Source organism: Streptomyces sp. NPDC088732, from assembly GCF_044751205.1.
Taxonomy (GTDB): domain Bacteria; phylum Actinomycetota; class Actinomycetes; order Streptomycetales; family Streptomycetaceae; genus Actinacidiphila.
The window spans coordinates 372,376-385,017 of the sequence record NZ_JBIVLI010000005.1 but is presented as its reverse complement, the minus strand read 5'-3'; the positions used below and the strand labels follow the sequence as shown (position 1 = coordinate 385,017).

13 protein-coding genes and 1 tRNA gene are annotated in these 12,642 nt (G+C 72.0%); 8 read left to right on the top strand and 6 right to left on the bottom strand.

The features are described from left to right. Window positions 1-55: 55 nt before the first annotated feature. Window positions 56-1,045, bottom strand: a complete 990-nt coding sequence (locus ACIP9H_RS12100; protein ID WP_401587716.1) for an acyl-CoA desaturase — start codon at window positions 1,043-1,045, stop codon at window positions 56-58. Window positions 1,046-1,291: 246 nt separating this feature from the next. On the opposite strand from ACIP9H_RS12100, the gene ACIP9H_RS12095 reads away from it, so the two are divergent. From ACIP9H_RS12095 to ACIP9H_RS12070, 6 genes are all read left to right on the top strand, one after another. Next, window positions 1,292-1,362 (top strand) — tRNA-Gln (locus ACIP9H_RS12095). A gap of 105 nt (window positions 1,363-1,467) precedes the next feature. Then, window positions 1,468-2,907 (top strand): bifunctional UDP-N-acetylglucosamine diphosphorylase/glucosamine-1-phosphate N-acetyltransferase GlmU, encoded by a 1,440-nt coding sequence (gene glmU / locus ACIP9H_RS12090; protein ID WP_401587713.1) that lies wholly within the window; start codon window positions 1,468-1,470, stop codon window positions 2,905-2,907. A 140-nt stretch (window positions 2,908-3,047) separates the two neighbouring features. Further along, complete coding sequence (locus ACIP9H_RS12085; RefSeq protein ID WP_401587711.1) at window positions 3,048-4,025, top strand: ribose-phosphate diphosphokinase; 978 nt, start codon at window positions 3,048-3,050, stop codon at window positions 4,023-4,025. Window positions 4,026-4,214: 189 nt separating this feature from the next. After that, a complete protein-coding gene (locus tag ACIP9H_RS12080; protein ID WP_401958977.1) occupies window positions 4,215-4,829 on the top strand; it encodes a 50S ribosomal protein L25/general stress protein Ctc in 615 nt (204 codons plus the stop codon). Between the two features lie 86 nt (window positions 4,830-4,915). Continuing rightward, on the top strand, window positions 4,916-5,503 hold the full coding sequence (gene pth / locus ACIP9H_RS12075) for an aminoacyl-tRNA hydrolase (RefSeq protein WP_401587707.1): 588 nt from the start codon (window positions 4,916-4,918) through the stop codon (window positions 5,501-5,503). A 50-nt stretch (window positions 5,504-5,553) separates the two neighbouring features. Beyond that, on the top strand, window positions 5,554-6,048 hold the full coding sequence (locus ACIP9H_RS12070; protein ID WP_401587704.1) for a hypothetical protein: 495 nt from the start codon (window positions 5,554-5,556) through the stop codon (window positions 6,046-6,048). Between the two features lie 25 nt (window positions 6,049-6,073). On the opposite strand, the gene ACIP9H_RS12065 is transcribed toward ACIP9H_RS12070, so the two are convergent. Together ACIP9H_RS12065 and ACIP9H_RS12060 are read right to left on the bottom strand one after the other, a co-directional pair. Next, entirely contained in the window at window positions 6,074-6,439 is a 366-nt protein-coding gene (locus tag ACIP9H_RS12065; RefSeq protein WP_401587999.1) for a VOC family protein, read from the bottom strand. Window positions 6,440-6,444: 5 nt separating this feature from the next. Beyond that, window positions 6,445-7,266: a trans-aconitate 2-methyltransferase gene (locus tag ACIP9H_RS12060; protein ID WP_401587702.1), complete on the bottom strand. Its 822-nt coding sequence runs from the start codon at window positions 7,264-7,266 to the stop codon at window positions 6,445-6,447. A gap of 121 nt (window positions 7,267-7,387) precedes the next feature. Between ACIP9H_RS12060 and ACIP9H_RS12055 the strand changes: the two genes are divergently transcribed. Together ACIP9H_RS12055 and ACIP9H_RS12050 are read left to right on the top strand one after the other, a co-directional pair. Further along, window positions 7,388-7,885, top strand: coding sequence for a MarR family transcriptional regulator (locus ACIP9H_RS12055; RefSeq protein ID WP_360910790.1), 498 nt, complete (start codon window positions 7,388-7,390; stop codon window positions 7,883-7,885). A 240-nt stretch (window positions 7,886-8,125) separates the two neighbouring features. Further along, complete coding sequence (locus ACIP9H_RS12050) at window positions 8,126-9,250, top strand: SH3 domain-containing protein (RefSeq protein WP_401958974.1); 1,125 nt, start codon at window positions 8,126-8,128, stop codon at window positions 9,248-9,250. A 61-nt stretch (window positions 9,251-9,311) separates the two neighbouring features. Here the strand turns inward: ACIP9H_RS12050 and ACIP9H_RS12045 are convergent, their stop codons facing one another. From ACIP9H_RS12045 to galE, 3 genes are all read right to left on the bottom strand, one after another. Then, window positions 9,312-10,118 (bottom strand): LuxR C-terminal-related transcriptional regulator, encoded by an 807-nt coding sequence (locus ACIP9H_RS12045; RefSeq protein ID WP_401587697.1) that lies wholly within the window; start codon window positions 10,116-10,118, stop codon window positions 9,312-9,314. A 298-nt stretch (window positions 10,119-10,416) separates the two neighbouring features. Beyond that, window positions 10,417-11,565 carry a galactokinase gene (gene galK, locus ACIP9H_RS12040; RefSeq protein ID WP_401587695.1) on the bottom strand — a complete coding sequence of 383 codons (1,149 nt, stop codon included), beginning with the start codon at window positions 11,563-11,565 and terminating at the stop codon, window positions 10,417-10,419. Window positions 11,566-11,572: 7 nt separating this feature from the next. Further along, entirely contained in the window at window positions 11,573-12,577 is a 1,005-nt protein-coding gene (gene galE / locus ACIP9H_RS12035; RefSeq protein WP_401587692.1) for a UDP-glucose 4-epimerase GalE, read from the bottom strand. Window positions 12,578-12,642: the final 65 nt, after the last annotated feature.

Sequence of the window (12,642 nt, the reverse complement as noted above, 5' to 3'; positions counted from 1 at the left end):
CGACGTGGCCGCCTCGCTTCCTCTGCTGCTACTGCTGCCGTCGCTCACCCGTCAATCATGCCGCTTCGCTGACACTTTCCTTACGGCGGGCCGCGATACGGTCGGCGGTCGGCCAGCGCACGTCCGTGGCCCAGCCGAGCTGCTCCATCCAGCGGATGATGCGGGCGCTGGAGTCGATCTGGCCGCGCAGCACGCCGTGCCGGGCGCTGGTCGGGTCGGCGTGGTGCAGGTTGTGCCAGGACTCGCCGCAGGACAGGACGGCCAGCCACCAGACGTTGCCGGACTTGTCGCGGGAGCGGAAGGGGCGCTTGCCGACCGCGTGGCAGATCGAGTTGATCGACCACGTGACGTGGTGCAGCAGTGCGACGCGGACCAGGGAGCCCCAGAAGAAGGCGGTGAGGGCGCCGGTCCACGACATGGTGGCCAGACCGCCGACGAGCGGGGGCAGCCCCAGCGAGACGGTCGTCCAGAGCCAGAAGTCGCGGCTCACGCGGCGGATCGCCGGGTCCTTGACCAGGTCCGGGGCGTACTTCTGCTGCGGCGTCTGCTCCTCGTCGAAGAGCCAGCCCATGTGCGCCCACCACAGGCCCTTCAGCAGGGCCGGCAGGGTCTCCCCGTAGCGCCAGGGGCTGTGCGGGTCGCCCTCGGCGTCGGAGAACTTGTGGTGCTTGCGGTGGTCGGCGACCCAGCGGACGACCGGGCCCTCGACGGCCATGGAGCCCGCGATCGCCAGGGCGATCTTCAGCGGCCGCTTGGCCTTGAACGAGCCGTGGGTGAAGTGGCGGTGGAAGCCGATGGTGATGCCGTGGCAGCCCAGGAAGTACATCCCGACCATCAGGCCGAGATCGAGCCAGCTCAGGCCCCAGCCCCACGCGAGCGGGATCGCCGCGACGAGTGCGAGGAAGGGGATGCCGATGAAGAGCCCGAGGGTGATCTGTTCGAGGGACCCTTTCCGGTCCGCGCCGAGGGTGGCTCGGGGAATCGAGGTGTCGTCGCCGGACCCGGGTTCCGGGGACTCGGTGATCACGTCGGTCTGTGTGGTCATGGGGGTCCCTCACGATGTCGGGGAGCTACGCAACCGTAACCTACGGTGCCGTAGTTCCGGCAACTCCACGTGACGGCCGAACCGAGCGCGCGTGTCGACCGGAATACGGCTCTTGGCACATGTACCCACGATCGGGGAAGGAGAAGTGCCGATCTTTGTCGTCGCATTGGGGGGCCTCGGTGCGGCATAGTGGGGGAGGCCGAACGGGCACCTCCGCGGAGGCGCCCGGTACGACGGCTTCTGCCATCCGCTGTGGTGTAACGGCAGCACTGAGGGTTTTGGTCCCTTAAGTCCGGGTTCGAATCCTGGCAGCGGAGCGCCTCTCCCGGGTCGTCCCCGGTTTTCGGACCTTCCGCGTCGAGCGCCCGTTACGCCCCGGTATCCTGCGGGTGTCTGTCACCCCACGCCGAGGAGCCCGTTCCGTGAGCGCCCACCGCCCGGCTGCCGTCATCGTCCTTGCCGCGGGTGAGGGCACCCGCATGAAGTCGGCAACCCCCAAAGTCCTGCACGCGATCAGTGGCCGCTCCCTGGTGGGGCACGTCGTCGCCGCCGCGAACGCCCTGGACCCCGAGCACCTGCTCGTCGTCGTGGGCCACGCCCGGGACCGGGTGACCGCGCACCTGGGCGAGATCGACCCGTCGATCCGCACCGCGGTCCAGCACGAGCAGAACGGCACCGGCCACGCGGTCCGCGTCGGCCTGGCGGAACTCCCCGAGCTCAGCGGCACGGTGGTGATCGCCGCCGGCGACACCCCGCTGCTCACCCCGGACACGCTGCGCGCCCTGGTCGCCGCGCACGCCGCCGACGACAACGCCGTGACCGTGCTGACCGCCGAGGTCCCCGACCCGACGGGCTACGGCCGCATCGTGCGCGGCGGCGACGGCTCGGTGCTGGCGATCGTGGAGCAGAAGGACGCCGACGACGAGCAGCGCGCCATCCGCGAGATCAACTCCGGGGTGTTCGCGTTCGACGCGGCGCTGCTGGCGCAGACGCTGGCCAAGGTGACCACGGACAACGCCCAGGGCGAGGAGTACCTGACCGACACCCTCGGCATCCTGCGCGAGACCGGCCACCGCGTCGGCGCCTGCGTGGCCGCCGACCACCGCGAGATCGCCGGGATCAACAACCGCGTTCAGCTCGCCGAGGCCCGCCGGCTGCTCAACGACCGCCTGCTGGAACGGGCGATGCTCGAAGGCGCGACGATCATGGACCCGGCCTCCACGTGGGTGGACGTCGCGGTGGAGTTCGAGCCCGACACGGTCGTGCTGCCGAACACCCAGCTGTACGGCGCCACCCGGCTCGCCGCGGGCGCCGAGGTGGGCCCCAACTGCACCCTGACCGACACCGTGGTCGGCCCCGGTGCCCGCGTGGTCAACGCGGTCTGCGACAGCGCCGAGATCGGCGAGGCGGCCAGTGTGGGTCCGTACGCCTACCTGCGCCCCGGCACGCGGCTGGGCCCGAAGTCCAAGGCCGGCACGTACGTGGAGATGAAGAACGCCACGGTCGGGGAGGGCACCAAGGTGCCGCATCTGTCGTACGTCGGCGACGCGACCATCGGCGAGTACACCAACATCGGCGCGGCCAGCGTCTTCGTGAACTACGACGGCCAGACCAAGCACCACACCACCATCGGCTCCCACTGCCGCACCGGCTCGGACAACATGTTCGTGGCGCCCGTCACAGTCGGGGACGGCGCGTACACCGCCGCGGGCTCGGTCATCACCAAGGACGTGCCCGCCGGTTCGCTCGCCGTCGCGCGCGGTCAGCAGCGCAACATCGAGGGCTGGGTGGCCCGGAAGCGGCCGGGCAGCGCCGCGGCACACGCCGCCGAGCGTGCCGAGCAGGAGGAGCGGGACGCCTAGCCGGACCCGGGGCAGGGGCGGAAGAGGCCATTCTCACGTGCGCGGCCGCCTCCAGCAGCGCGTACCGTGTGAGGTGCACACAATTCCGCCGGCTTGCCGACCGTGGGCGAAGCTGCGTTGAACATCAAGGAGACGGTGCAGTGACCGGGATCAAGACGACCGGTGAGAAGAAGCTGATGCTCTTCTCCGGCCGCGCACACCCCGAGCTCGCGGAGGAGGTGGCACGCGAGCTGGGCGTTTCCCTTGTGCCGACCAAGGCCTTCGACTTCGCGAACGGTGAGATCTACGTCCGTTTCGAGGAGTCGGCGCGCGGCTCGGACGCCTTCGTCATCCAGAGCCACACCGCTCCGATCAACAAGTGGATCATGGAGCAACTCATCATGATCGACGCGCTGAAGCGGGCCTCCGCCAAGCGCATCACCGTGGTCGTGCCCTTCTACGGCTACGCCCGGCAGGACAAGAAGCACCGCGGCCGCGAGCCCATCTCGGCGCGGCTCGTCGCGGACATACTGAAGACCGCCGGTGCCGACCGCATCCTCACCGTCGACCTGCACACGGACCAGATCCAGGGCTTCTTCGACGGGCCGGTGGACCACCTGTTCGCGCTGCCGCTGCTGGCCGACTACGTGGGCGCCAAGGTCGACCGCTCCAAGCTCACCGTGGTCTCCCCCGACGCCGGCCGCGTCCGCGTGGCCGACCGCTGGTGCGACCGGCTCGGCGCCCCGCTGGCGATCGTCCACAAGCGGCGCGACCCGGACGTCGCCAACCAGGTCACCGTGCACGAGGTGGTCGGTGACGTGCGCGGCCGCATCTGCGTCCTGGTGGACGACATGATCGACACCGGTGGCACCATCTGCGCGGCGGCGGACGCCCTGTTCGCCAACGGCGCGGAGGACGTCATCGTGACCGCGACCCACGGTGTGCTCTCCGGCCCGGCCGCGGACCGGCTGAAGAACTCCAAGGTCAGCGAGTTCGTCTTCACGGACACGCTGCCGACGCCGGGCGAGCTGGAGCTCGACAAGATCACCGTGCTGTCGATCGCGCCGACCCTCGCCAACGCGGTCCGCGAGGTCTTCGAGGACGGTTCCGTGACGAGCCTCTTCGAGGACTCGAACTGATCACCCGCTGATCGATTTCCGGGGCGGCCTCCCCGCCGGGTAGACTCACCGAGTTGCTCGGCGAGGGAGGCCGCTGCCGTTTCCGGCGGTGGACTCCGTTATCGACGCGCTCCTCGTAAGTGGAACGGCCCGTCGTGGGCTGGGCGACCCGACAGAAGTCCCGTCGTCATCACGAGGAGTGTGATTCCCATGTCCGAGGTGAAGATCGCCGCGCAGCTGCGCACCGAGTTCGGCAAGGGCGCTGCCCGCCGCATCCGCCGCGCGCACCAGGTCCCCGGCGTCATCTACGGCCACGGCCAGGAGCCCAAGCACGTCTCCATGCCGGGCCACGAGCTGCTGCTCGCCCTGCGCACCCCGAACGTCCTGATCAGCCTGGACATCGAGGGTGACGGCAAGGAGCTCGTCATCCCCAAGGCCGTCACCCGCGACCCGCTGAAGGGCTTCCTGGAGCACGTCGACCTGCTCGCGGTCAAGCGCGGCGAGAAGGTCACCGTCGAGATCGTGGTCAGCACCGAGGGCGAGCTCGCCCCCGGCGGCAACCTGCTGGAGCACGTGCTCAACGCGCTGCCGGTCGAGGCCGAGGCGACCCACATCCCCGACGGCGTGACCGTCTCCGTCGAGGGCCTGGAGGCCGGTACCTCCATCCTCGCCAAGGACATCCCGCTCCCCAAGGGCACCACCCTGGCCGTGGAGGAGGACACCGTCGTCCTCCAGGTCGTCGCAGCGCAGGCCGAGGCCCCCGCCGAGGGTGAGGGCGAGGAGGGCGAGGGCGCCGAGGGCGCCGAGGCCGCCGCCGCCGAGTAACCAGCGGCACGCAGCACGCTTTTCACGACCGCCGTCCCGCTCCGCCAGGAGCGGGACGGCGGTCCTGTTGAATGGACGCCATGAGCATGAGCGCAGCGGAAAGCGCCCCCGAGGGGCCCTGGCTGGTGGCCGGACTGGGCAACCCCGGCCCGGAGTACGCCGGCAACCGGCACAACATCGGCTTCATGGTGGCCGATCTGCTCGCCGACCGGATCGGCGGGCGCTTCAAAACCCACAAGAGCCGCTCGCAGGTGGTGGAGGGGCGCGTCAGCGGCCACCGGGTGGTCCTGGCCAAGCCGATGACGTACATGAACCTCTCGGGCGGGCCGGTGACCGCGCTGCGCGACTTCTACAAGGTGCCGCTCGGCAACATCGTCGCCGTCCACGACGAACTGGACATCGACTACGCGACGCTGCGCCTGAAGAAGGGCGGCGGCGACAACGGGCACAACGGCCTGAAGTCGATCACCAAGTCGCTCGGCCCCGACTATCTGCGGGTGCGCTGCGGCATCGGGCGCCCGCCGGGGCGGATGCAGGTGGCGGACTTTGTGCTCAAGGACTTCTCCGGCACGGAGCGCAAGGAGCTGGACTGGTTCGTGGACCGGGCGGCCGACGCGGTGGAGGCACTGATCTGCGAGGGCCTGGAGCGGGCGCAGGGCACCTACAACAGCTGACCCACCTGCGAGGTTGACCCAGGGCCAGGCGATGGCCAAGGATCGCCCGCATGGCCAAACGGAGTCTTGCCCGCCGCACTGCCGAGAGCACGTGGGGTCTGCTGCTGGTCGCCCGGATCGTGGTGCTGAGCGCACTGGTCCTGCTGATCCTCGCGGCCGGGGTGTGGACCTCGTGGAAGACCGCGCAGCACGCGATGCTCACCAAGGGGCGCGAGCGGGGGACGATGACGGTCTCCGCGTGCGCCGCCGACACCTGCACGGGGCCCTTCGTGCCGGACGGCCTCGGCTCCATCCGGGCGAAGGTGACGATCAACAAGGCGGTCACGCACCGTGTCGGCGAGCGGCTGCCCGTCGCCGTCGAGCCCGGCACCGACACGGTGGTGCGCGTCGGCACGGCCGGTGTGCTGTACACCTGGATCCCGTTCGGGGGCGCCCTGTTGCTCGCGGCGCTCGTCCTGGCGGGCCTGCTGCGGTGGACCCGTACCGCCTGGGTGGCGGGGATCGCCGGGGCGGCGCTGCTGGGGGCGGTGTTCCTCACGTTGTAGGCCCGCCGCCCCCGCGGCCGGCGCCTCAGGCCGGGTCGGGCTCCAGGAACTCCAGGCGGTTGCCGACCGGGTCCTCGGAGTAGAAGCGGCGGTGGCCCGGCAGGTCGTGGTCCCAGACGACTTTCACGCCCCGGGACTCCAGCAGATCCGCGTACGCGCGGATGTCCCGGACCCGTAGGCCCGGGTGGGCCTTGCGGGCGGGGCGGAAGTCCTCCTCCACCCCGATGTGCAGCTGGGCGCCGCCGGAGGCGAACCAGCAGCCGCCGCGGGCGGCGAGCACGGGCGGCTTGGGCACCTCGGTCATGCCGAGGACGCCGGCGTAGTACGCGCGCAGCCGCTCCTCGGCGCCGGGCGGCGCCGCGAGCTGGACGTGGTCGAGCGCGGCTATCACGGCGGTCACCGGGCCTTGCGCGCGGTGGCGAAGATCCGCCGGAACGGGAAGACCGTGCCGTGCGGACCCGTGGGGTAGGCCTTGCGCAGCAGATCGCGGTACTGGCCGAGGAACTCCGCCGCGGCCGCGGGGTCGTCGGCCAGTTCCGTGAGCACGGGGCGCAGGGCGGTGCCCTTGGTCCACTCCAGGACCGGGTCCTCGCCCTGGAGCAACTGGACGTAGGTGGTCTCCCACACGTCGACGTCCGCGTCGATGTCCGGGATGTCGATGAGGCGTTCCAGGTAGGCGGCGGGTTCGAGGATGTGGACGTAGCGGCGGCCGTGGCCGTCGCCGAGCCGGTGGCGCCAGGCCGGGGAGTCGCACAGCTCGCCCAGCAGTGCATGGCTGGGGGAGGTGAAGTTGCCCGGCACCTGGAAGGCGAGGACCCCGCCGGGCACCAGGTGCGCGGTCCACTCGGGGAAGCGCTCCGCGTGGCCCTCGACCCACTGGAGGGCGGCGTTGGAGACGATCAGGTCGTAGTCCTCGCCGGGCACCCAGTGGGCGGCGTCGGCGGCCCTGAAGTCCAGGCTGCCGCCCCCTGGGGTGGGGCCCGCGTGGGCCTGCGCGGCCTCGAGCATCTCGGCGGAGCTGTCGAAGCCGGTGATGCGCGCGGTGGGCCAGCGGTCGGCGAGCAGGGCCGTGACGTTGCCGGGGCCGCAGCCGATGTCGGCGATGCGCGGGGACGCGCCGGGGAGCTCCGGTATCCGGGCCAGAAGGTCGTGGAAGGGACGGGTCCTGTGGGTGGAGTGCCGGAGGTACTGCTGCGGGTCCCACGATGCTGCTGGCATGTCTCGAACTCCCTGACGAAAGGTGGATCTCTTCCTGCCGCCGACCTTGCCCACAAGGTTGCGGACCTAATCTCTTGATGTCAAGAGACTTCATGTCGACAGAACCACTACACTGATCCCCATGGAGGACGAGGTCGACCGGCTGGTCGCGGCGTGGCGCCGGGAGCGCCCTGACCTCGACGTCGAACCGCTCGAGGTGCTCAGCCGGGTCAGCCGGCTGGCCCGGCACCTGGACCGGGCCCGGCGTCTGGCGTTCTCCGAGCACGGCCTGGAGCCCTGGGAGTTCGACGTCCTGACGTCGCTGCGCCGCGCGGGCGCGCCCTACCAGCTCTCCCCCGGGCAATTGCTCACCCAGACGCTGGTGACGTCGGGCACGATGACCAACCGCATCGACCGGCTCACGAAGAAGGGTCTGGTGGAACGGCTCCCCGACCCCTCGGACCGGCGCGGTGTCCTCGTACGGCTCACCCCGGAGGGCCGCGACCGGGCCGACCAGGCCCTGGCGGGCCTCCTGGCACAGGAACGCGCCATCCTCGGCGAACTCTCCGACCGCCAGCGCGGGGAACTCGCCGGTCTTCTGCGCCAGTTGACGGCGCCTTTCGACAACATCCCGAGCTGAGGCCGGTTACGCGGCGTAATCGGCCGTGGAAGATCACAAACGACCACGCTCTGCCACCGGTTGCGCACCCAAAGTGGCAGATTTAGCGTGATCTACGTGAACGCCGCATAAAGGCCCGGATGGCCACCTTTGCGGCTGCCGGCGCACCCGAGCACCGGCGCCATTTTTTGAAAGGCGCCGAGCCGCGCCGGCTTCCAATCCCTGGGCCCTCTCGGGTCCCGCTCCACCTTGGAGATGCAGATGACTCTGCACACCCGCGCAAGCAAGATGGCCGCGACAGCGGTGACCGGCGCCTTGGCCGGCACCCTTGCCTTTGCCACGATGGGCACCGCGTTCGCCAACGAGACGGTTGCACCCGGCGCGCCGAAGGCCGCGCCGGCTCCCTCGGGGAACACGGAAAGCGTGGGCGCCGGCGAGGACCTCCCGGACCTGTCCGGTGAGATCGCGTCCGCATCGGCGGCCCTCCCCAACAACGCCCTCTACCAGGGCCGTGTCATCGCCCGCATCGGTCTCCGCGTCCGCAGCGGCCCGGGCACGCAGTTCAGCTCGGTGGGCGTGCTGCCGTACAACTCTCTGGTCTCGATTGTCTGCAAGACCAATGGCCAGGACATCGGTGGCAACCCGCGTTGGTACCGCCTGGCCCAGAACCTCTACGCATGGTCGGCGGGCCGCTACATCGCCAACGTCGGCGCGTCACCGCGCGTCTGCGCCGCCAGTGAACTCAGCGGTGGTGGCGGCGGTGGCATCGGCGGCGGCGGTATCGGCGGCATCGGTGGCGGGGGTATCGGCGGCATCGGTGGCGGGGGCATCGGCGGCGGTGGCGGCGGAGGCATCGGCGGCATCGGCGGCGGGGGCATCGGCGGCGGTGGCGGCGGAGGCTGCTACGGCGGCGGAGGCGGTGGCGACGGCGGCCGCGACGACGGCCGCGGTGGCGGTGGCGGGGGCGGTCGCGGTGGCGACGGCGGTGGTCGCGGCGGTGAAGGCGGCGGTCGCGGTGGCGACGGCGGCGGCCGTGGCGGCGACGGCGGCGGTCGCGGCGGTGAAGGCGGCGGTCGCGGCGGTGAAGGCGGTGGTCGTGGCGGTGAAGGCGGTGGCGGCGGCAGCCGTGGCTTCAGCGTGAGCGACTACGGCGACAACGGTGGCCGTGGCGGCGACGGTGGTGGCCGTGGCGGTGAAGGCGGCGGTCGCGGCAACTACGGCGGCGGTGGCGGCAACTACGGTGGTGGCGGCGGCTGCGGTGGCGGTGGCGGCAACTACGGTGGTGGCGGCGGCGGTCGCGGCGGCGACGGTGGTGGCCGTGGCGGTGAAGGCGGCGGTCGCGGCGGCGACGGCGGCGGCCGTGGCGGTGAAGGCGGCGGTCGCTAGGACGTCGCGGTGACCCGGCGGCCCGCTCTCCCGGTTCCGGGGAGGGCGGGCCGCCGTCGTGTCACGCCGGGGCCACCGAGCCCACCCGGCCGCCGTCGCCCTCCACGGGGGGCACCCCGGCCCGCCGGGCCAGCGCCACGGCGGCCAGCGTCGAGTGGACGCCCAACTTGCCGAGCACGTTCTGCATATGGGTGCGGACCGTGTGCGGGGACAGGTACAGCCGCTCGGCCACCGCCTTGCGGCCCAGCCCCGCCACCATGCAGCGCAGGACCTCCTGCTCGCGCGGGGTGAGCGACTCCACCAGCTGTTCGCTCTCGGTGCGGTGCCGGCGCGCGGCGGTCAACTCCCGCAGCACGCCGGTGAGCAGGGCGGGCGGCAGATGGGTCTCGTCCCGGAGCACCCCGCGCATGACGGCCAGCAGCCGTGACAGCGAACAGTCCTTGGCCACCCAGCCCGACGCGCCGGCCTGCAGCGCGCGGGCGGCACGGCGGGCGTCGTCACGTTCGGCGAGCACCACCGTGCGGGTGGCGGGATGTTCGCTCCTGACGCGTTCCACCAGGGCGATGCCGTCGACACCGGCCGGCGTGCCGCCGGCCGCGGCGGGCGCGCCGGAGGCCGAAGAGGCGGCGTTGTCCACGGCGTTGAGCGTGCGCACGCCCGCCGCGCCGGCGGCCGACCCGAGGTCGGCGTCCACCAGCAGTACGTCGTAGCGGCGGCCGTCCGCCGCCGCGCGTTCGAGGCAGCGCTGGGCGGCGGCTCCGCTGCCGGCCGCCGACACGTCCACATCGGGTTCCGCGGCCAGGGCCGCGGCAAGCGACTCGGCGAAGATGCGGTGGTCGTCCACGACGAGAACACGGATTCGTCCCACGGGCCCCACTCCCGGCATTAGGCGTTCCCCCCAACGGACGAGGTTGAGGTGCACCGAGGCCCGGCACCTGGAGCGGACGCCGCATGCCGCCGGGCTAGCCGTCGTCCTCCGCCAGGTGCCGAACCCTTGTGTCTCGCCCCCTGATGCCGCCGGCCCCCACCGGCGCTGCTCAAGAGCGTAGGGGCAGGAGCAGACAAAGGCGCCGGAATGGAAAAACTGGGCGGGCGGAGTTCCCGGCCCGGGTACGCGGGTGTGACCCCCGGTGCACGGCGTGGCCCGTGCGCCGGGGGTCGTCGCGCTACGAGAGCCGCCGCGCGCCCGGCGAGGGCACCGCCGTGAAGACCCGGGGCTCGCGGTACCCCGCGTCGGCGAAGGCGGCCACGATCGACTCGGCGACCTTCTCCGCGGCCGCCTCCTCGACCAGCACGATGGCCGAGCCGCCGAAGCCGCCGCCCGTCATGCGGGCGCCGAGCGCCCCGGCCCCGGTGCCCGCGGAGACCACGAGGTCGAGTTCGGGGCAGGAGACGCGGAAGTCGTCGCGGAGCGAGGCGTGCCCCTCGGTCAGCACGGGCCCGATGGCGCGGGCGTCGCCCGCCTCCAGCAGTTCGACGACCCGCTCCACGCGCCGGTCCTCGGTCACCACGTGCCGTACCAGCGGGCGCAGTTCGGGCTCGCCGGCCAGCTGCTCCAGGGCAGCGTCGAGACCGTCGTGCGGGATGTCGCGCAGCGCGTCGACACCCAGCACGGCGGCCGCCTGCTCGCAGCCGGCCCGGCGCTTGCCGTACTCGCCCTCGCTGTGGGCGTGCGTTACCCGGGTGTCGACGACGAGCAGCCGCAGGCCCTGCGCGGCCATGTCGAACGGGATCTGACGCTGCGACAGGTCACGGGTGTCCAGCCACAGCGCGTGCCCCTCGGTGCAGCACGCCGAGGCCGTCTGGTCCATGATCCCGGTGGGGGCGCCCACATAGACGTTCTCGGCGCGCTGGCACAGCCGGGCCAGCCGCCAGGGCTCGAGTCCCAGCCCGTACAGCTCGTTGAGCGCGACGGCCGTCACCACCTCCAGTGCCGCCGACGACGACAGCCCCGCGCCGGTGGGAACGGTGCTCTCGAAGTGGATGTCGGCGCCGGTGATCACATGGCCGGCGTCGCGCAGCGCCCACACCACCCCGGCGGGGTAGTCGGCCCAGCCCGCGCCGCCCCCGGCCTCCAACTCGTCCACGTGGAGTTCGACCACGCCGCCGTCGACGTCGGGCGACGCGCTGTGCAGCCGCAGCCGTCCGTCGGCGCGGCGGGCGACCGCCGCGACGGTGGTGTGCGGCAGCGCGAAGGGCATCACGAAGCCGTCGTTGTAGTCGGTGTGCTCGCCGATGAGGTTGACCCGCCCGGGGGCGGCCCACACGCCCTCGGGACCGGTGCCGTACGTCGTTCGGAAGGCGTCCGCTGTCACTGTCGTTCTACTCCCGGTTCTGCAGGGCCTGCGTGAAGGTCCAGGCGTCGCGGACGATCTCCGCGAGGTCGGTGCGCGAGGGCCGCCAGCCCAGCCGCTCCTTGGCGCGCTCGGCGGAGGCGACGAGGACGGCGGGGTCGCCGGCCCGGCGCGGGGCGACGACCTCCGGGACGGGGTGGCCGGTGACCTGCCGGACGGTCTCGATCACCTCGCGCACCGAGAAGCCGTTGCCGTTGCCCAGGTTGCAGATCAGGTGCTCGCCCGGGGTGGCGGCGTCGACGGCGAGCAGGTGCGCCTCGGCGAGGTCGGCGACGTGGATGTAGTCGCGGATGCAGGTGCCGTCGGGGGTCGGGTAGTCGTCGCCGAAGACCGAGATGACCTCACGGCGGCCCTGGGCGACCTGGAGGACCAGCGGGATCAGGTGCGACTCGGGGTCGTGCCGCTCACCGAACTCGCCGTACGCGCCCGCCACGTTGAAGTAGCGCAGGGACACCGCGGCCAGGCCGTGCGCGACCGCCTCGCTGGTGATCATGTGGTCCACGGCGAGCTTGGACGCGCCGTACGGGTTGGTCGGCAGGGTCGGGTCGTCCTCGGTGATGGGGACGGACTTCGGCTCGCCGTAGGTGGCCGCGGTGGAGGAGAAGACCAGCCGGCGGACCCCCGCCTCGCGCATGGCGCCCAGCAGCTCCAGGGTGCCCGCGACGTTGTTGCGCCAGTACTTCTCCGGGTTGACCACGGACTCGCCGACCTGCGAGCTGGCCGCGAAGTGCAGCACAGCGTCGTACGAGGAGTCGAGCACCTTGCCGGCGTCCTGGACACGGCCCTCGACGAACGTGGCGCCGGCTGGCACGCCCGCCCGGAAGCCGGTGGACAGGTCGTCCAGCACGGTGACCTGGTGCCCGGCCTCCAGCAGGTGGGCCGCCACGACACTGCCGACATATCCGGCGCCACCGGTCACCAGGACCTTCTTGCCGCCGGTCGGGGAGGCGCCGGCGCTCGGGGTGTTGCTCATGAGGTCACAGCCTTTCTCGGGTCCGTCTCGGAGCAACCGTAGTGGGGACGGGCGAGGGCGTGCCG

Bases quoted from the DNA above. Each gene is read 5' to 3' on its own strand.
- galE (WP_401587692.1), bottom strand. From the start codon at position 12,577: ATGAGCAACACCCCGAGCGCCGGCGCCTCCCCGACCGGCGGCAAGAAG.
- ACIP9H_RS12100 (WP_401587716.1), bottom strand. From the start codon at position 1,045: ATGACCACACAGACCGACGTGATCACCGAGTCCCCGGAACCCGGGTCC.
- pth (WP_401587707.1), top strand. From the start codon at position 4,916: ATGAGCGCAGCGGAAAGCGCCCCCGAGGGGCCCTGGCTGGTGGCCGGA.
- ACIP9H_RS12070 (WP_401587704.1), top strand. From the start codon at position 5,554: ATGGCCAAACGGAGTCTTGCCCGCCGCACTGCCGAGAGCACGTGGGGT.
- ACIP9H_RS12080 (WP_401958977.1), top strand. From the start codon at position 4,215: ATGTCCGAGGTGAAGATCGCCGCGCAGCTGCGCACCGAGTTCGGCAAG.
- ACIP9H_RS12050 (WP_401958974.1), top strand. From the start codon at position 8,126: ATGACTCTGCACACCCGCGCAAGCAAGATGGCCGCGACAGCGGTGACC.
- ACIP9H_RS12060 (WP_401587702.1), bottom strand. From the start codon at position 7,266: ATGCCAGCAGCATCGTGGGACCCGCAGCAGTACCTCCGGCACTCCACC.
- ACIP9H_RS12055 (WP_360910790.1), top strand. From the start codon at position 7,388: ATGGAGGACGAGGTCGACCGGCTGGTCGCGGCGTGGCGCCGGGAGCGC.